Origin of the sequence: Marinobacter guineae, assembly GCF_002744735.1 — a bacterium.
GTDB classification, from domain to species: Bacteria; Pseudomonadota; Gammaproteobacteria; order Pseudomonadales; family Oleiphilaceae; genus Marinobacter; species Marinobacter guineae.
Genome location: NZ_KZ319339.1, coordinates 1,629,911 through 1,646,899 on the forward strand (window position 1 = coordinate 1,629,911; position 16,989 = coordinate 1,646,899).

At 56.6% G+C, this 16,989-nt stretch carries 18 protein-coding genes; 9 read left to right on the plus strand and 9 right to left on the minus strand.

Annotated elements, in window-relative coordinates:
- Positions 1-242: 242 nt before the first annotated feature.
- Positions 243-1,439, plus strand: coding sequence for a capsular polysaccharide export protein, LipB/KpsS family (locus CLH62_RS07645; protein WP_170005767.1), 1,197 nt, complete (start codon positions 243-245; stop codon positions 1,437-1,439).
- 9 nt (positions 1,440-1,448) lie between these two features.
- Here the strand turns inward: CLH62_RS07645 and CLH62_RS21220 are convergent, their stop codons facing one another.
- A complete protein-coding gene (locus CLH62_RS21220; protein ID WP_211285667.1) occupies positions 1,449-1,604 on the minus strand; it encodes a hypothetical protein in 156 nt (51 codons plus the stop codon).
- 197 nt (positions 1,605-1,801) lie between these two features.
- On the opposite strand from CLH62_RS21220, the gene CLH62_RS07655 reads away from it, so the two are divergent.
- Positions 1,802-2,770 (plus strand): calcium/sodium antiporter, encoded by a 969-nt coding sequence (locus tag CLH62_RS07655; RefSeq protein WP_099617492.1) that lies wholly within the window; start codon positions 1,802-1,804, stop codon positions 2,768-2,770.
- A 3-nt stretch (positions 2,771-2,773) separates the two neighbouring features.
- Positions 2,774-3,394, plus strand: coding sequence for a homoserine/homoserine lactone efflux protein (gene rhtB, locus CLH62_RS07660; protein ID WP_099617493.1), 621 nt, complete (start codon positions 2,774-2,776; stop codon positions 3,392-3,394).
- A 12-nt stretch (positions 3,395-3,406) separates the two neighbouring features.
- Here rhtB and CLH62_RS07665 read toward each other — a convergent pair whose 3' ends face one another.
- From CLH62_RS07665 to dctP, 8 genes are all read right to left on the minus strand, one after another.
- Entirely contained in the window at positions 3,407-3,850 is a 444-nt protein-coding gene (locus tag CLH62_RS07665) for a DUF4124 domain-containing protein (protein WP_099617494.1), read from the minus strand.
- A 103-nt stretch (positions 3,851-3,953) separates the two neighbouring features.
- Positions 3,954-5,162 (minus strand): glycolate oxidase subunit GlcF, encoded by a 1,209-nt coding sequence (gene glcF, locus CLH62_RS07670; RefSeq protein ID WP_099617495.1) that lies wholly within the window; start codon positions 5,160-5,162, stop codon positions 3,954-3,956.
- Between the two features lie 2 nt (positions 5,163-5,164).
- Positions 5,165-6,232: a glycolate oxidase subunit GlcE gene (gene glcE / locus CLH62_RS07675; protein WP_099617496.1), complete on the minus strand. Its 1,068-nt coding sequence runs from the start codon at positions 6,230-6,232 to the stop codon at positions 5,165-5,167.
- Complete coding sequence (locus tag CLH62_RS07680; RefSeq protein ID WP_099617497.1) at positions 6,225-7,697, minus strand: FAD-linked oxidase C-terminal domain-containing protein; 1,473 nt, start codon at positions 7,695-7,697, stop codon at positions 6,225-6,227. The genes glcE and CLH62_RS07680 overlap by 8 nt, the downstream gene beginning before the upstream one ends.
- A 40-nt stretch (positions 7,698-7,737) precedes the next feature.
- Positions 7,738-8,163 carry a GlcG/HbpS family heme-binding protein gene (locus CLH62_RS07685; protein ID WP_099617498.1) on the minus strand — a complete coding sequence of 142 codons (426 nt, stop codon included), beginning with the start codon at positions 8,161-8,163 and terminating at the stop codon, positions 7,738-7,740.
- Between the two features lie 22 nt (positions 8,164-8,185).
- Positions 8,186-9,721 (minus strand): TRAP transporter large permease, encoded by a 1,536-nt coding sequence (locus CLH62_RS07690; protein WP_099617499.1) that lies wholly within the window; start codon positions 9,719-9,721, stop codon positions 8,186-8,188.
- Positions 9,718-10,422, minus strand: coding sequence for a TRAP transporter small permease subunit (locus CLH62_RS07695; RefSeq protein WP_099617500.1), 705 nt, complete (start codon positions 10,420-10,422; stop codon positions 9,718-9,720). The genes CLH62_RS07690 and CLH62_RS07695 overlap by 4 nt, the downstream gene beginning before the upstream one ends.
- Before the next feature lie 100 nt (positions 10,423-10,522).
- A complete protein-coding gene (dctP, locus tag CLH62_RS07700; RefSeq protein WP_211285709.1) occupies positions 10,523-11,548 on the minus strand; it encodes a TRAP transporter substrate-binding protein DctP in 1,026 nt (341 codons plus the stop codon).
- A gap of 373 nt (positions 11,549-11,921) precedes the next feature.
- Between dctP and CLH62_RS07705 the strand changes: the two genes are divergently transcribed.
- The 6 genes from CLH62_RS07705 (at position 11,922) to CLH62_RS07730 (ending at position 16,981) form a co-directional block, all read left to right on the plus strand.
- The gene (locus CLH62_RS07705; protein WP_099617502.1) at positions 11,922-12,680 is read left to right on the plus strand and encodes an FCD domain-containing protein; all 759 of its coding nucleotides are present in this window, start codon (positions 11,922-11,924) and stop codon (positions 12,678-12,680) included.
- A gap of 153 nt (positions 12,681-12,833) precedes the next feature.
- Positions 12,834-13,604 (plus strand): ABC transporter ATP-binding protein, encoded by a 771-nt coding sequence (locus CLH62_RS07710; protein WP_099617503.1) that lies wholly within the window; start codon positions 12,834-12,836, stop codon positions 13,602-13,604.
- A 101-nt stretch (positions 13,605-13,705) separates the two neighbouring features.
- Positions 13,706-14,458, plus strand: coding sequence for an ABC transporter substrate-binding protein (locus CLH62_RS07715; RefSeq protein WP_099617504.1), 753 nt, complete (start codon positions 13,706-13,708; stop codon positions 14,456-14,458).
- A gap of 67 nt (positions 14,459-14,525) precedes the next feature.
- Positions 14,526-15,230, plus strand: coding sequence for an ABC transporter permease (locus tag CLH62_RS07720; RefSeq protein ID WP_099617505.1), 705 nt, complete (start codon positions 14,526-14,528; stop codon positions 15,228-15,230).
- 3 nt (positions 15,231-15,233) lie between these two features.
- Positions 15,234-15,956, plus strand: coding sequence for an ABC transporter permease (locus tag CLH62_RS07725; protein ID WP_099617506.1), 723 nt, complete (start codon positions 15,234-15,236; stop codon positions 15,954-15,956).
- On the plus strand, positions 15,953-16,981 hold the full coding sequence (locus tag CLH62_RS07730) for a succinylglutamate desuccinylase (protein WP_099617507.1): 1,029 nt from the start codon (positions 15,953-15,955) through the stop codon (positions 16,979-16,981). The genes CLH62_RS07725 and CLH62_RS07730 overlap by 4 nt, the downstream gene beginning before the upstream one ends.
- The last annotated feature ends 8 nt before the right edge of the window (positions 16,982-16,989 follow it).

Here is a 16,989-nt window from a genome sequence, read left to right on the forward strand (position 1 = left end):
ATACCCCCGGATGAATCCTTAAGAGCTGTAGACTCTGATGAACACCATTCACTCCTTTGAATACTCAGCCTGAGTGTAGATTACTGTGCTCGAAAGTCCATGCACACTGTCTGGCAAGAGTTATGACAAGGTCCGGGTCGATGCTATCCTTTCACGTCTCCTCTAGTCAGGAAGCAAACAGTCGGCTTGGTCCAGGGCAATTTTCCCATATGCGAAACCAAAACAAGAAAGGTCGTTCTCGCATGGCCATCCATGGCATTGCTTACCCTGTGGAAAACGCGAATATCATTGCTTTCAACCCTCGCAAGAAGCGTGTGCGGGCAATACTGAGAGGCCTTGCAAACCAACGCCACCTCACAGTGTTCGAGTCTGTCGGACTGGATCTACGTTCAGCCCCTCTCTCCGAGCACGAATTACGCTCCGCAATATTCTCCGCGGAGAAGCGCCCAATTAATGGATTGATGCACACGGCCAAGCGTCTCTTCCTGCGATGGCAATATAACTGGTGCTACCGTCGCCTACAGCCTACTCGCCCTGGAGTTGTTGTGTGCTGGAACGGGGTGAAAGGTCACCGTTTTCTGGCTCTTGTAGCAGCACAGCGTCAATGCCATTCAACGCTTTATCTTGAAGAGGCACCTCTACCCGGCCGGTTGACTGTCGATTTCTCCGGCATCAACTATGGCAGCAGCCTGCCTCGCAGATCTGATTTTTACCAACGATGGCTTGCCGGGAATCCTGCTATTGACTCGACTGCGTGGCGAGCAATGCGATCCGGGTTGAACGCCAGGAAAACGTCGCGGCGGCAAAAGGTAAAGCGGAGACCAGATGACACCGACCTGTCTCGACAAAAATTTATTTTCTGCCCACTCCAGGTGCCTGGAGACAGCCAGATTACGGTGTACGGGGATTGGGTTAAATCGATTGACGATTTAATTGAACATCTGGAAAAAGCTGCAGACTGTTTGCCTGAAGGCTGGCACTTGCGCGTGAAAGAACATCCAAGTGCTCGCGTCTCCTTTACCGAGAGGCTCTCAGAAGCGACGAAACACCGGATCATCCTGGACAATGAAACGGATACTTTCGAGCAGGTTGCAGCATCTCGCGCCGTGCTTACCGTTAACTCTTCAGTCGGTCTTGAAAGCTTCTTTTTCGAAAAACCGGTCCTTGTTCTTGGCCATGCATTCTATGCGTTTGACCAGATAGCCACCAAAGTGCATTCGAGTAAACAGCTGTCAGAGTATCTGGCGGCTCCAGAGGAACTCTCTTTTGATCCCGTCGCCCGGGACGCTTTTATGAGCTATCTGGTAGAGCAGCACTTCCCAAGCGAGACAGACATCGTGGCCGGCAAGATTACACTTGATAATATCCTTGCTCGGGACCGTTCCCGTGATGAGCTATTGCGGCAGTTGGAAGAAAACCATCACCGAGGATTTTCGTAAAACCACCAATCAGGCGGCCTTGCGAAAATCCTCGGCTCGAACGGCCTTGCCTCGCTGGCGCTTATACCTGGTTTTGTCCTCAACTACTCGCATCTGGTATTTCGGGGTTTTCAGGTCGCGCTTGATGGCGCTTTCCTGTGTGGGCTTTGCCCTTTTTTTGGCCATGGCAATTGTGCCTCCTTTGGCGTTTTCATGGGTCTGTCTCACCACCTTCAGTTTAGCAGGTTCCGTCAATACTTCGGCGCGGGCGACATACGGAATATCACGCACGCCATCAGGGAATTTATACCTATTGCCGGAACCTGTGGCACCATCGATTCTTGTGCCGCCGAGACGGCGATTGACGATAAGGAGTTCTTGAAATGCTGATGGCCATTGGGGCAATCATTGCGGGTCTGGTTCTACTGGTGTGGAGCGCGGACAAGTTCGTGGAGGGCTCAGCCACCACGGCCAGCCATTTCGGGATGCCGCCGTTGCTGATCGGTATGGTTGTGGTGGGCTTTGGCACCTCCGCGCCGGAGATGGCGGTTTCAGCTCTGGCAGCTTCCCAGGGAAATCCCGGGCTGGCCCTGGGCAATGCTTATGGCTCAAACATCACGAACATTGCATTGATTCTCGGTATCACAGCTTTGCTGGCGCCTATTGCGGTGCATTCGCAGGTCATGCGAAAAGAGCTGCCCGTTCTGATTCTGGTGACGGCCTTTGCAGGTTGGCAGCTGTGGGACGGCGAGCTCTCCCGACTGGACGCCGTTGGCCTGATCGTGGTTTTCGTGGCGCTGCTTGGCTGGAGTATCTACCAGGGTATCAAACAGCCCGGAGACGCCATGGCCAATAACATGACAGATGAGCTCAAGGCCCACGCAAAGCCCCTGCGTAAGGCAATACTGTGGCTGGTTATCGGTCTTCTGCTTCTGATTGTCAGCTCCCGCATTCTGGTATGGGGAGCCGTGGATCTGGCGACCGCGTTCGGAATCAGTGATCTGGTCATTGGGCTGACCATCGTGGCAATCGGCACCTCTCTGCCGGAGCTGGCGTCATCCATTATTGCGGCCCGAAAGGGTGAGCATGATCTCGCCCTGGGTAACATTCTGGGGTCCAATCTTTTCAACACACTCGCGGTTGTGAGTATTGCCGGCCTGATTGCGCCGATGTCGGTAGCGCCGGAAGTTCTTTCCCGGGATTTCCCCATAATGGCAGCACTTACCCTGGTCCTGTTTGCCATGGGTTATGGTTTCCGTCGTCCGGGGCGTATTAACCGGTTGGAGGGTGCGGCTCTCCTGCTTGCCTTCGTGGGTTATACGGTGTATCTCTTAGGGTTTTCAGGAGCTTAAGTTATGTCACTCACAGCCTGGCTCACTTTCCTGGTTGCAGCCATACTGATCAGCGTTTCCCCGGGCGCCGGGGCCATCAATACCATGAGCAATGGCATGCGCTACGGTGTTCGCCGTTCATTGCCCGCAATCATGGGCCTGCAGTTGGGGTTCGGTATCCAGATTCTGTTGGTCGGTGCCGGGCTGGGCGCCATTATTGCCTCCTCGAACATCGCTCTGTCCGTGATCAAGTGGCTGGGTGTTGCTTACCTGGTCTGGCTCGGCATTTCCAAATGGCGCGAGCCGGTGATGGAATCCATGGAAGATGACCGTCAGCCTGTGAGCGGACGCAAACGGTTCTGGAACGCGACATTTGTAAACCTTACCAACCCCAAGGCGACGGTCTTCCTGGTTGCCCTGTTTCCGCAATTTCTGGTGGCCAACGCACCCCACGGCCCCCAGCTGATCACCATGGGAACCACACTGATTCTGGTGGATTGTCTGGTGATGCTGGGCTATGCCCTGCTGGCCAGCCAGCTGTTCCGGTTTATGACCACGGCCCGGCGTCAGCAGCAGATGAACCGGGTATTCGGCGGTCTGTTCGTCACCGCCGCCGTGGCGCTGGCCAGCTTCAAGCGGGCTTAGCAAACAAATGCACTAACGCAGGATGCATTCCCGGCTCAGTTTCTGACTTAATGTCCGGCGCTGACGCCTGAGGCTGTTACCTCTGTCATTGCTGTAGCCTGCCCGTAACCTGGACTGAATCTGGTCCAGCTTGCGCCGGTACTTTCCGCAGGTTTTCTCCAGCTTGGCGTCGGCTCTTTCCCGGGAACTGGTAACCGGTTTGCCGGGACGACTGGAGGACGACAGCAGGCTACTCACCTCTTCACGAATCCCGGAAATTCGCTGGCCCTGTCGCAGGTTTTCAGACATGGGCACGGTGGCAGGCTCCTGCACCTGAATCTGCTTGTGAGGAATTTTCCCGGGCGGGTAATCCGAGAAGTGGGCCACGCCGCGGCTGTCTATCCAGGTGTAGACATCAGCATGGGCGCCAGTGGTGATTAAGAAAGAAACAACAAGACTCGCCAGTATCCTTGGCATACAGTTCCACTCCCTGTGGTTTGGTAATCTGGTGCGGCAGTATAACGAAAAAGTCGTGAAATCGGGGTCAGATGAAATTCTCATCTGACCCCGATTTCAGGTCCTACTGATCCAGTAATTCGATCCAGTGCTGCACCGGCACCGGTGATCTGGTCTCGAGGTGCATCTGGCAACCGATGTTGGCAGTTACGATGCGGTCAGGATTATCAATGGTCAGTGCCTTGAGCTTGTTACCAAGCAGCTTCTGGCTCATCTCCGGCTGGGTAACCGAATAGGTGCCGGCCGAACCGCAGCAAAGGTGCTTGTCCTTGGTGGCGGCCAGATTGACACCGGCACGGGTCAGCACCTGTTCAACCACGCCGTTCTGCTTCATCGCGTGCTGCAGGGTGCAGGGGCAGTGGAACGCCACTTTGCCCGGATTCTGGCGCACCTTGAGCAGCTCCAGGTCCTGTTTCAACAGGAAGGCGCCAAGATCGGTGCACAGTTCGCTGACCTTCTGCGCCTTGGCGGCATAGACCGGATCGTCTTTCAGCAGATGGCCGTAATCCTGAACCATGGCGCCGCAGCCGGAGGCGGTCATGACGATCGCCTCCGCGCCAGCTTCGATAGCCGGCCACCAGGCATCAATGTTCTGGCGCATTCTTTCCAGGCCTTTCTCATGCTCGGAAAGGTGATAGTTCACGGCGCCGCAGCAGCCGGCCTCTGGCGCTTCCACCATGGTAATGCCCAACCGGTCCAGTACCCGTGCGGCAGCTGCGTTGGTGTTGGGCGTTGCGGACGGCTGAACACAGCCAGCCAGCGCCAGCACGATCCGGCTGTGACTTGCTGCCGGCCAGGGATTGGCCTGCTTTCTGGGGGGCACCTTGGTGCGCAGTTTTTCCGGCAGCACGGGGCGAAAGATCTGCCCGAGGCGCAGGAACAGGCCGAACAACTGGCGATTGGGAATTACCCTCGCCAGAGTCCAGCGCAACCACTTGTCTTTCGGGTCCCGGGGCATTTCCTTTTCCATCAGGCCACGGCTGATATCCACCAGGCGGCCATACTGAACGCCGGAAGGGCAGGTGGTCTCGCAGCTACGACAGGTCAGGCAGCGATCCAGATGCTCCCGGGTTTTTTCGGTCACTTCCGCGCCTTCCAGGAACATTTTCATCAGATAGATGCGACCACGGGGGCCGTCACGTTCGTCGTTCAGCTCCTGGTAGGTCGGGCAGGTTGCGGTGCAGAAGCCACAGTGCACGCACGCCCGCAGAATCGACTCGGCTTCCTGGCCTTCCGCGGTATTGGCAAATTGTTGAACCAGATTAGTTTGCATAGTTACAACCAGCTGTATAAGCGTCCGGGATTGAAGATGTTATCCGGATCAAACGCATTCTTGATTCGGCGCTGAATGCCTTTCAGGGCCTCCGGCTGATGGTGCATCACCTCACCGTTGCGGTCGCCGCCCCGGAACAGGCTGACCTGGCCGCCCGCAGCACGCGCCATTGGCTCGAGCTCCTTCAGTTCACCAGCACCCCGGAACCAGCGCTGGGAACCGGCCCAGTCTATGAACCAGTTGCCTTCCAGATTTGGCGTAGCGGCAGTTGAGCCAACCGAAAAGCGCCACAAGGGTACGTCGTTGCCAGCGAAAAACTCGTGCTGCATGTCCTGCACCTGCTGCCAGAACTGATCGCCGTTCTCCATCACGTCACCGGACCATTTTTCGGCGGTGGCCTCGACACCCGATTTAGCGCCGGACAGGCGCAGGTATACCTTGCCGTCCACCCAGCAGGCGGCGGTAATGGGCTTGGGCTCGGCGGCGCGGCTGTTCATGTAATGAATCACCTCGTCCATGCCCATCTCCTGCACCAGGGTGAGGGACGCGGCAGGCCTGGGCATGACCTTCATACTGATTTCGGTGATCAGCCCGAGCGTACCCAGGGCGCCGGCCTGAAGCCGCGATACGTCATAGCCGGCCACGTTTTTCATGACCTGGCCGCCGAAGCGAAGGTGTTCACCCTTACCGTTCAGCAAACGGATACCCAGCACCTGATCCCGTACCGATCCCGCCCAGGGACGACCCGGGCCGGAAAGGTTGCAGGCCAGGGTGCCGCCGATGGTCGAGGCGTCGCCAAATCTGGGCGGCTCAAAATGCAGGCACTGGCCCTGTTCGGCCAGGGTCGCCTCGATTTCACTCAGGGGTGTACCAGCACGAACGGTCAGGACCAGCTCTACCGGATGGTAATCGACAATGCCGGTGTGCTCGCCCACGTTGAGGGTTCCGGCATCAGGGTCGGCTTCCCGGCCCATGAAGGTCTTGGTTCCACCACCGACAATATTGAGTTTGTGCCCGCTGTCCCGGGCCTGGAGCACCTGCTCCTTTAACTGTTGGGAAATATCAGCCATGGGCGGCTTCCGTATGTTCGTGCGTGTGTTGTTTGTGCTCAAGGGAGCGGTATTCCTGGCAGAATTTCAGAGCCGGAACGCCCTTGCCGGGGTTCAGAATACCGGCGGGGTCGAAGGCAGCCTTCACATCGTGGAACTGCTGAAGTTCCTCATCGTTGAACTGCACGGCCATCTGGCGGATTTTTTCCACGCCAACGCCATGCTCACCGGTGATGCAGCCGCCCACCTCCACACACATTTCCAGAATGCGGGAGCCAAACGCCTCGGTGCGCTCGAACTCGCCGGGGACGTTGGCATCAAACAGGATCAGCGGGTGCAGGTTGCCGTCACCGGCATGGAAAACATTGGCCACACGCAGGCCAAACTCTTCGGACATTTTCTCCATTTCCGTCAGAACGTAGGCGATCTCACGGCGGGGAATGGTACCGTCCATGCAGTAGTAGTCCGGCGAAATCCGGCCTACTGCCGGGAACGCGGATTTACGGCCTTTCCACAACAGAGCCCGCTCTTCCTCACTCTGGGAAGTACGCACCGACGTGGCGCCCAGTTTGCGGAATACTTCCTCGGCCTGGGCGATGTGCTCATGCACCTCTTCTTCGGTACCGTCTACTTCGCACAGCAGCAATGCCTTGGCGTCCCGCGGGTAGCCCGCCTGGGCAAAGTCATCGGCCGCGACAATGGCGTGGCCATCCATCATTTCCAAACCGCCGGGAATAATTCCATGGGAAATAATGCCACCCACGGCATCACCGCCCTTCTGCACATCATCAAAGCCGGCCATGACCACCTGGGCCACTTCCGGCTTGGGCAGCAGCTTGACCTTTACTTCCGTCACCACACCTAGCAGGCCCTCAGAGCCCGTCATCAGTGCCAGCAGATCCATGCCACAGCTATCCAGGCCATCGCTGCCCACGGTAACCACATCACCCTCAGCGGTGACCATTTCAACGCTGAGGATGTTGTGAACGGTCAGACCGTACTTGAGGCAATGCACACCCCCGGAGTTCTCCGCCACATTGCCACCGATGGTGCAGGCAATCTGGGAGGATGGGTCCGGGCCGTAATAGAGACCGAACTGGGCCGCCTCTTCACTGATGGCCAGGTTGCGAACGCCGGGCTGAAGCCGTGCCGCTCGTGCCAGGGGATCAATCTCGATGATCCGATTGAACTTGGCCAGCGACAATACCACGCCCTCCTTGTTGGGCATGGCGCCGGCACTGAGCCCGGTTCCGGCGCCACGGGCCACCACCGGCACTGCGTTCTCGTTGCAGATGCGCATCACTCGCTGCACCTGTTCAACGGTCTCCGGCAGCACCACCAGCAACGGCATCTCGCAGTACATCGACATGCCGTCGCATTCGTAGGGCTTCATGGTTTCGTCATCAGTGATGACATATTCCGGATCGATAAACGACCGGAACTGTTCCGCCAGCTCGGCTTTGCTGACTTTCGGCTTGGTAGTCATAGCGTTCTCTGGGTATGAATTACGTCAAGTGTGACAGTCATCAACCGCGTTTTGTTTCAAAGTGGTCAAGACCGGCCTGGGCACAATCCATGTCCTGCTGGGGGGTACCGGAACTGATTCCGATTCCACCCACCACTTCGCCATCAACAATCACCGGCAAACCACCACCAACTGAGCTGATCCGGCCGCCTACTTCGGTATGAATACCGAAGGCCAGGCTGCCGGGCACATTCACCTTGTTGTAGTCGTGGGTGGCCTTCTTGGCCGCCGCCGCCGTGAATGCCTTGTCCTGGGCAATGGTCACACTGGTGATCTTGCCGCCGTCCATGCGCTCGAAAGCCACCAGGTTGCCGGATTCATCCACGATAGCAATACACATGGGCACACCGATTTCCTGGGCCTTGTTCGCAGCGCCTTCAATGAGAATTCGTGCTTCAGCCAGATCCAGCCGATTGATTGTCAACATAACGTATTACTCCTTGAATTGATTAACCGTAGACCAGCCCTGGCAGCCAGGTTACGAGGCCGGGAATCAGGATACACAAGAACAGACCGAGCGCCTGAATCGCCAGGAACACCAGGGACGACTTGAAAATCGTGGCCATGGATATTTCCGGCGGGCATACGCCGCGGAGGTAGAACAATGCGTAACCGAATGGCGGACTGAGGAACGACATCTGCATATTGACCAGATAGAGCACGCCGAACCAGAGGACAACGTCTTCACCTCCCACAGGCGGGAAGCCCAGCAACCCCGGGAACTCCAGAGCTTTAACAATAGGAATGAAGATAGGAACTGCCAGCAGCAGAATACCCACCCAGTCCAGGAACATACCCAGAACCACCAGCAGGAACATCAGCAGGAACAGAATGCCGTAAGGCGACATGCCAGTACCCAGAATGGAATCCGTCACAAATTGCTGGCCACCCTGAAGGATATAGAAGCCAACAAAGACAGAAGCACCGAACATAATCCACAGCACCATGGCAGATGCCTTGGTCGTGGTTACAGATGCTTCCCGCAGCCCACCAATAGAGAATTTACCGTGCATCATGGCCACCACGATGGCGCCAAAGGAGCCGATACCAGCTGCTTCTACCGGCGTTGCGATGCCACCAAACAGCAGACCCAGCACCAGGAACACCAGAATCAGTGGAGCAATCAGGTTTTTCGTGAGAAGGAGCTTTTCCTTCAGGGAAATCCGCTCTTCCACCGGTACAGGCGGCCCCAGCTTCGGATTAATCCAACTGCGGATCAGCACATAGGCAATGTACAGGGAAGACAGCATCAGGCCCGGGATCACGGAGCCGAGGTACAACTCACCGACCGATTGCTGCGCGACAACCGCGTAGAGAATCGCCAGGATTGAGGGAGGAATCAGTATGCCCAGAGTACCACCAGCCATGATCGAACCCAGCGCGATCTTCTGGTCGTAACCGCGCTTGAGCATCGCCGGCAGAGCGATGATGCCCATGGTGACAACGGCAGCACCGATAACACCCACCATGGCTGCAAGCAGAGTAGAGGCCAGAATGGTTGCTGTCGCCAGACCACCGCTCAGGCCACCCATCCACTTGTAGACCACACTGAACATTTCCTCAATCAGGCCAGCGCGCTCAAGCATCGAGGCCATGAAGATAAACAGCGGTATCGCAGCCAGATCTGAGTTGGTCATCATCGGGAAGATACGACCCGGCACGAGGTTCAGCATCATCGCGTCGCCCACCAGGTAGATGAACATCACACCCAGTCCACCGGTCACGAAAGCCAGCGGCAGGCCCATCATCAGGGCCACGGCGAGGGAACCGAACATCAGATAGGTCAAAGGCCCGATCTTGACGTCAGAAAGGCTACCGGAGAGCTTGAACAGGAATTTCTCATCGCTCCACGGATCGTAGAAAAGAATGTTGATCATTTCGACACAGATGACAAACGCCAGTGCCACTGTGGCGATAATCATCAGCCAGGTACTCAGCTTCCCGACAAGGTTACTACCCGGCGCAGTTGTTGTATTTGTAGTCATGCGGTGCGCTCCCGGCCAAGACGGACGAACAGAACAATATCTTTGGTCAGTTTGGATATGCCTGCGAGTAAGAGAAGGGTTGAACCAACCACCATCATGCCTTTGACCGGCCAGTGCTGGATGCCCCAGGTCTCAACCGTGGTTTCATTCATGGCGTAGGCATCCTGGAAGAAGGTCCAGGAGGTAACCAGCAGAATCAGGGCAAAAATGAAGAAGAACATGGAAGTAAAGATGTCCAGGCCAATTCTTCCCCGCACTGGCAGCATGTTGTACATCACATCCACGCGCACATGGGCGCCATGAAGCATGGCAAATGCGCCAGCCAGCATGTATTGCATACCCAGCAGCAGGAAGCTGGCTTCGTGGACCCAGATGCTCGGCATGTCGAAGATATAGCGCATGACCACACCATAGAAATAGAACATAACGGCATTGATCGTCCAGAACGACACGAACAGGCCGGATTTGTCGCAAATCCAGTCCACTACCTTGGTAAACCAGTTCCCTTCGAACTGAAGATAAATCAGGGGATCATCCTCTTCCGCCTGTAATTCCCCCGGTGTCAATTCCGGTTCTGCAGCCTCGCCTCCGTGACCACTGCTCCACTTGTCCCAGGCCATCATGATCAGCGGCATAACCGCAAGCCAGCCCCAATAGAACCAGTGCGGCATTACGAATCCGAAACCTTCAAGATCAGACATGTTGTTGCTTCCTCAGCCACAAAACGGGGAAGGCGGAACGCCTCTTTCGGAGTCGTCCCTGACCTTCCCCCTGTTTCTTATTTATTGGTTCAGGAAGGTGTTACCGGCCCGGCACACCTTCAAGGTCAGACTCCTCGATATAGCCGACGGTGTCGTTCATCATATACTCGACCTGGATATCGAAGATGGCACGGGCATCTTCGTCCTTGTTCGCCCACTTGTACCAGATCGGAATGGCTCTGCGGCGCCATTCATCCACGTCATCCTGGCTCAGACGGCTCACGGTATCGCCCGCATCCTTGAACTTCTTCATGGCCTCGACGTTGCGTTTCTGGATGGTCAGGTAGTGCTTCTGGGAATAGATGCGCACTTCATCCTCAACCAGTTGCTGGAGTTTCGGGTCCAAAGCGTTCCAGGCACGCAGGTTCACGGTCAGATCCATCAGGTCCACCGGCTGGTAGATAGACATCACGCCCGGAGGTCCGAACAGGATGTAATCAGTCACCTGGGAGAAGCCCAGTTCCCAGTTCACCGCCGGGCCCACATAGTCGGCTGCGTCGATGGTGCCCTTTTCCAGGGCCGGGAAGATGTCAGAACCCGGCATGCTCACAGTAGAAGCACCGAATGCCTGGAACACCTCGGCGACCATGCCACCGGGAACCCGGAGCTTCAGGCCTTTAAGGTCTTCGAGGCTGTTAACCGGCTGCTTGGAGTGGATGATATTCGCATCGTGCTGGATCGGGCCAACGTAGAACAGCCCGAACTTTTTGTAGATTTCCCGGGTCTTCTCCAGCATGCCCATGGAATAGAACATTATATCCCACTGGTGGGGCTGGTCAGGACCGGCCGGGTAAGAAGACAGGAACACTGACGCGGGAATCTTGCCCGACCAGTACAGGGTGAACGGGTTCATGCCCTGAAGAACGCCACTGCGAACCGAATCGAACAGTGAATTGCTATCTGCAGCGACAGCCTTGGCAGGGAAACACTTGAAGACCAGCTCACCGCCGGACTTCTCTTCCATGCCATTACACCAGTCCTCGAACAGGTCGTAGCCGACCGTACCCGCGTCCCATACAGACTGGATCTTCCAGGTTGTTGCGGCATGGGCCTGGCCCGCACCCATCAGCATCGCGCCTGCGAATGCTGCGCCGACAGCGGCGGTTTTGAGAAAGCTTCTGCGAGGTGGGGTCTCGGCAGTGTCACATTGATTACGGATGTTATTGTTGGAATCCATCGAAACGTCTCCGTTGGCTTTGTTGTTATGAGCGTCATAGCAACGCCGGCACAGACCGGCATTACAATGATACTCGTAGCCAGCGCCGGTTTAGTCCAGCACGGAAGCCACTGGTCAGACCAGTTTTTTAAGCATCAAAAATGGACGAAACACGCTGAATCAGCCATATTTAACGGGCTCGAACGCGTATCGGTTGGCAGATTAACCAACAACAAACAGAACCATTGACTGGTCAGACCACAGAGCATAAACAGGCACCCAAATGGCAATCTCCCAGGAAATTTCTTACCGGCTGGAACGCCTTATCCTTGATGGCGGGCTCGCCCCGGAACACAAAATACCCTCCGAGCGGCAACTGGCAGCGCGGCTGAGTGTTTCCCGCGCGGTCATTCGCGAAGCCCTGCACGAGCTTCAGGGGCGCGGGGTTATCGAAACCCGGCATGGCAAAGGCTCGTTTGTGGCCAGCATGGTTCCCGGCGCCAACGATCTGGGCGAACAGAGCCCGCTGATGCATCTTTTCGAAGGCCATCCCCGAACGCTCTACGACTTGCTGGAAGTGCGGGAGCAACTTGAAGGTCAGGCAGCCTATCTGGCAGCACAACGGGCCACCCGACTCGACCGGCACCGGATCACCAAGGCGTTCCAGGCCCTTGAAGAAACCGATCCGCTCAGTAATGCCCGCCCAGACCACGGATTTCACCTGGCCATTGTGGAAGCGTCGCACAACCCGATTCTGGTGCATGTGCTCAACAGTCTGAAAAAGATGATGCTGTTGACCGTTCAGGCCTCCGTTGCCAACCTGAACCCGAGGGAGGAGATGCGTAAGAAAATTGTCCGTCAGCACCGGCAACTCTACGAAGCGGTGGTTTCCGGCAAAGCCGCCGCTGCCCAGAAAGCCGCCACGGCCCACGTGCGGTTCGTCAGCGAAGCCATGCGGGAGATGGAAAAGGAAGGCAGTACGCTGATCCGCCTGCCCGTAGGCCCGGAGACCGGCGCGCAGTACCCGCAGGCTACCATCTGAGGATGGCAAAACTTGCATTGATCACTCATTTGCCCACAATGATATGCAGCGAACGGCGGTGAAAAGCGGTAAAACACCCTGCTGAAGGTATTGATTTCCGCATCCACAGTCCGTAAAACATGCGCCTTTGAATTTCAGCTCCGGGAGTCACCCATGGCGGACCAAGCGCCTTTGATCTGCAGGGACATTCACAAGACCTTTGATCAGCTTGAAGTGCTCAAGGGCATTTCACTGGAGACACGAAAAGGCGACGTGGTCTCCCTGATCGGCAGCTCAGGCTCCGGCAAGAGTACTTTCCTGCGTTGCATTAACCTGCTGGAAACACCCACATCCGGCGACATTATCGTGCACGGCGACCCAATACGGTTCACCACCAACCGCAAAGGCGAGCGCATTCCCGCGGATAACAAGCAGGTTGAACTGATCCGGGCAAAGCTTTCCATGGTGTTCCAGAGCTTCAATCTGTGGTCTCACATGACCGTGCTCGAGAACATCATTGAGGCGCCCATCCATGTGCTCAAGGTTCCCAAAAAAGAAGCCATCGAGCGAGCCGAAGCCTACCTGAACAAGGTCGGCATCTACGAACGCAAAGACTACTATCCGGCCCAGATGTCAGGCGGTCAGCAGCAACGCGCCGCCATTGCCCGTGCCCTCGCCATGGAGCCGGAAGTGATGCTGTTTGACGAGCCCACCTCGGCCCTGGATCCGGAGCTGGTGGGTGAAGTACTCAAGGTAATGCAAAGCCTGGCCGAGGAAGGCCGGACCATGATCGTGGTCACCCACGAGATGGCATTTGCACGGGATGTGTCCACTCAGGTCCTGTTCTTGCATCAGGGCGTGATTGAGGAGCAGGGAACCCCGGACAAGGTGTTCGACAACCCCGATTCGGAACGCATGAAGCATTTCCTGGCTCCCAACTTCTGACACTCGGTGCTATCTTGAACCGGTGCAGACAAGAAAACGTTGGATAAACCGATATCCACAAAAAATAAAGCCCACAAGGCAAACCACTGGAGAAGTGACACATGAAAAAACTGATTGTTGCAGCAAGCTGTGCCCTGGCCCTGATCGCCGGTGGCGCCAGCGCCCAGGAACGTAATCTGCGTATCGCCTTCGACGTACCCTACGAACCATTCGAGTACAAGGACGAAAATGGCGAACTGACAGGCTTTGAAGTCGAGCTGGCGGAAGCCATGTGTGAAGAAATGAACGCCAACTGCGAATTCGTAATCCAGGCGTGGGACGGCATGATTCCGGGCCTGCTGGCACGCAAGTTCGATCTGATCATGTCTTCCATGTCCATCACCCCGGAGCGCGCCGAGCGGGTTCTGTTCTCCGAGCCGTACTACAACACCCCAGGTGGTTGGTTTGCTCGTAACGATTTCAGCAGCGACGTTACCGACATGGACGCCATGAAGGGTAAAACCGTGGGCGTTCAGCGTGGCACCACCATGGACACCTACGTTACCGAGAACATGGGTGGCATCGTGACCATCAAGCGTTACACCACTGCTGACGACATGGTACTGGACCTTGAAGGCGAGCGTCTGGACGCAGTCTTTGTCGATTACCCTGTCGGCGAGCAGACCATCCTTACCAAAGAAGGCTTCAAGGAAGTTGGCGAGTCCGTCAAGCTGGGCGAAGGCGTGGGCGTAGCCATGCGCCAGCGCGATGCGGATCTGGCGGAAGAGGTTAACGCTGCCCTGGCGACGCTGAAGGAAGACGGCACCTACGACGAGATCATGAACAAATACTTCAACTACGACATCAAGATGTAAATACCTGCTCGGGGCGGCTCTTCGGGGCCGCCCCTGATCACCGGACTTTCGATTACCGGACATTCCCATGATTGATCTGAAAGGCTATGGACCGGAACTGCTGGACGGGGCGGTGGTTACCATAGAACTCGCATTTCTTTCCCTGGCCCTTGCGCTGGCCCTCGGCCTGATAGGCGCTTCTGCCAAACTCTCCGGCAACCGCCTTGCCACCGGTATTGCGACCACTTACACCACATTGATTCGGGGTGTCCCTGATCTTGTGATGATGATGCTGTTCTACTATGGCGGCCAGGTGGTGGTGAACATGCTCTCGGACTATATCTGGGAAACCTACGAAATTGACTTCTTCTTTCAGTTCGATCCTTTCATCTCCGGCGTCATCACGATCGGACTGATCTTCGGGGCTTACATGACGGAAACCTTCCGGGGAGCCTTCCTCGCGGTGGAGACCGGCCAGATTGAAGCGGCCCGGGCTTATGGCTTTACCCGCCTGCACACCTTCCGGCGCATCATGATTCCCCAAATGATGCGCCATGCCCTGCCCGGTATCGGCAATAACTGGCAGGTATTGCTCAAAACCACAGCCCTGGTCTCGATTATCGGCCTGACCGACATGGTCCGAGTGGCCGAAGAGGCTGCCAAGGCCGAGCGCATGCCGTTTCACTTTTTCATCCCGGTGGCGTTTGTGTACCTGTCGCTGACAGCCATTTCCGAGCTGTTTATCAAATGGCTCGACAAGCGCGCCAACGTTGGCGTCATCCAGGGGGGATAAAACATGCCTGAGTTTATCGCCCAATGGCTGAACCAGAACGAAATCTTCACCGCCATGACCATCATGGAATACTGGAACGGCCTGGTGAATACCGTACAACTGGTGTTCCTGTCTCTGGTGATCGGCCTTATCTGTGCGGTGCCCCTGGCCATTCTGCGGACGGTAAGAAACCCGTTCGTCTCCGGCCCTGTGTGGCTGTACACCTATCTGTTCCGTGGCACACCACTGCTGATTCAGCTTTACATCATTTATTACGGCCTTGCCCAGATTCCCGGCATTCAGGAAACCTTCTGGTGGGAAATATTCCGGGAGCCTTTCTACCCGGCCCTGCTGGCTTTCGCCCTGAATACCGCCGCCTACACCACGGAAATCATCCGGGGCGCGATTGTCTCCACGCCCCACGGTGAGATTGAAGCGGCCAAGGCCTACGGCATGAACTGGATGATGCGGATGCGGCGTATCGTGCTGCCGAGCGCTGCCCGGCGGGCGGTTCAGGCCTACTCCAACGAAGTGATTTTCATGCTGCACTCCAGCGCGATTGCCAGCGTGGTCACCATAGTTGACCTCACCGGGGCGGCGCGGAATATCTACTCGCGGTTTTATGCGCCGTTTGACGCGTTCATCTTTGTGGCGCTGTGCTACATGGCACTGACGTTTATCCTCGTGTTTGCCTTCCGCAAACTCGAAAACCACTTGCTCAAGCATCAGAGGCCAGTCACTTCGTGAGTCTTTTCGGATCTCACCCGGACTGGCTCTCTCATACCCTCGACCATGCCGGTGTGGATCTTCCCGAAATCAAGACCCATCTCCCGGATGGCACCCGCGTCAGCCGCAAGGCCGTTGGGGTGCTGGACATTGTTCCTCCGGCTAGCCGTGCCAATCCGAACGCCGAGGCAATCATTGTTTCGGCAGGAGTGCATGGCAACGAAACCGCGCCGATTGAAGTACTGAACGGGCTGGTCATCGAGTTACTTGAAGGTGCGTGGGAATTGTCCTGCCCTGTGCTGCTGGTTCTGGGCAATCCGCCGGCGATGGTGGCCGGGGACCGGTTCATGGAAGTGAACCTGAACCGGCTGTTCCACGGAGCCCATGGGCGATCAGAGTACGCCGGCCTTGCAGAAGCACAGCGGGCGCAGTTTCTGGAAGAGGCCTGCCGGCAGTTTGCCATGGCGAATCCACAGGCTTTGCGCCATTACGATCTGCACACAGCGATCCGGCCTTCGCATAGGGAGCGGTTTGCGCTCTATCCGTTTGTCGAGGGGCGGCAGGTTCCAGTCAGTGAACGGGATTTTCTGCTGGAGGCAGAAGTGGAAACCCTGTTGTTGCAGCATAAAGCCGGCACGACGTTTTCGTCATTTTCCTCGTCGCTGCTGAAGGCCGAGAGTTTTACCGTGGAGCTGGGTAAGGTAAAGCCCTTTGGCCAGAATGATCTTCGGCGTTTCGACGGCATCCGGGATGCCTTGCGACGCAGGTTCCGGGGGCAACCCGCGCCGTCACGAAAACCGCCGTTCGACCACCTCACGGTGTTTGAGGTGGTGCATGAAATCCTCAACACCGGAAAGAATTTCCGGTTTCACATTCCGGATGACGTCGCCAACTTCACGGAATACCAACCCGGCACCTTAATCTGGGAAGATGACGAAACCAGCTACCGGGTCGGGCATTCGCCGGAGGCGATTGTGTTCCCCAACCCGGAGGTTCCTGTGGGCCAGAGGGTTGGCCTGATGATCCGTGAAGGCGGGGTCAGGTGAAATTTTCA

Excerpts from the sequence above, each read along its gene's own strand:
- CLH62_RS07695 (WP_099617500.1), bottom strand. The coding sequence starts at position 10,422 with ATGTCTGATCTTGAAGGTTTCGGATTCGTAATGCCGCACTGGTTCTAT.
- glcE (WP_099617496.1), bottom strand. The coding sequence starts at position 6,232 with ATGGCTGATATTTCCCAACAGTTAAAGGAGCAGGTGCTCCAGGCCCGG.
- CLH62_RS07705 (WP_099617502.1), top strand. The coding sequence starts at position 11,922 with ATGGCAATCTCCCAGGAAATTTCTTACCGGCTGGAACGCCTTATCCTT.
- glcF (WP_099617495.1), bottom strand. The coding sequence starts at position 5,162 with ATGCAAACTAATCTGGTTCAACAATTTGCCAATACCGCGGAAGGCCAG.
- CLH62_RS07655 (WP_099617492.1), top strand. The coding sequence starts at position 1,802 with ATGCTGATGGCCATTGGGGCAATCATTGCGGGTCTGGTTCTACTGGTG.
- CLH62_RS21220 (WP_211285667.1), bottom strand. The coding sequence starts at position 1,604 with ATGGCCAAAAAAAGGGCAAAGCCCACACAGGAAAGCGCCATCAAGCGC.
- CLH62_RS07710 (WP_099617503.1), top strand. The coding sequence starts at position 12,834 with ATGGCGGACCAAGCGCCTTTGATCTGCAGGGACATTCACAAGACCTTT.
- CLH62_RS07680 (WP_099617497.1), bottom strand. The coding sequence starts at position 7,697 with ATGACTACCAAGCCGAAAGTCAGCAAAGCCGAGCTGGCGGAACAGTTC.
- CLH62_RS07720 (WP_099617505.1), top strand. The coding sequence starts at position 14,526 with ATGATTGATCTGAAAGGCTATGGACCGGAACTGCTGGACGGGGCGGTG.
- CLH62_RS07645 (WP_170005767.1), top strand. The coding sequence starts at position 243 with ATGGCCATCCATGGCATTGCTTACCCTGTGGAAAACGCGAATATCATT.
- CLH62_RS07715 (WP_099617504.1), top strand. The coding sequence starts at position 13,706 with ATGAAAAAACTGATTGTTGCAGCAAGCTGTGCCCTGGCCCTGATCGCC.
- CLH62_RS07665 (WP_099617494.1), bottom strand. The coding sequence starts at position 3,850 with ATGCCAAGGATACTGGCGAGTCTTGTTGTTTCTTTCTTAATCACCACT.
- CLH62_RS07685 (WP_099617498.1), bottom strand. The coding sequence starts at position 8,163 with ATGTTGACAATCAATCGGCTGGATCTGGCTGAAGCACGAATTCTCATT.
- rhtB (WP_099617493.1), top strand. The coding sequence starts at position 2,774 with ATGTCACTCACAGCCTGGCTCACTTTCCTGGTTGCAGCCATACTGATC.
- CLH62_RS07690 (WP_099617499.1), bottom strand. The coding sequence starts at position 9,721 with ATGACTACAAATACAACAACTGCGCCGGGTAGTAACCTTGTCGGGAAG.
- dctP (WP_211285709.1), bottom strand. The coding sequence starts at position 11,548 with ATGGGTGCGGGCCAGGCCCATGCCGCAACAACCTGGAAGATCCAGTCT.
- CLH62_RS07725 (WP_099617506.1), top strand. The coding sequence starts at position 15,234 with ATGCCTGAGTTTATCGCCCAATGGCTGAACCAGAACGAAATCTTCACC.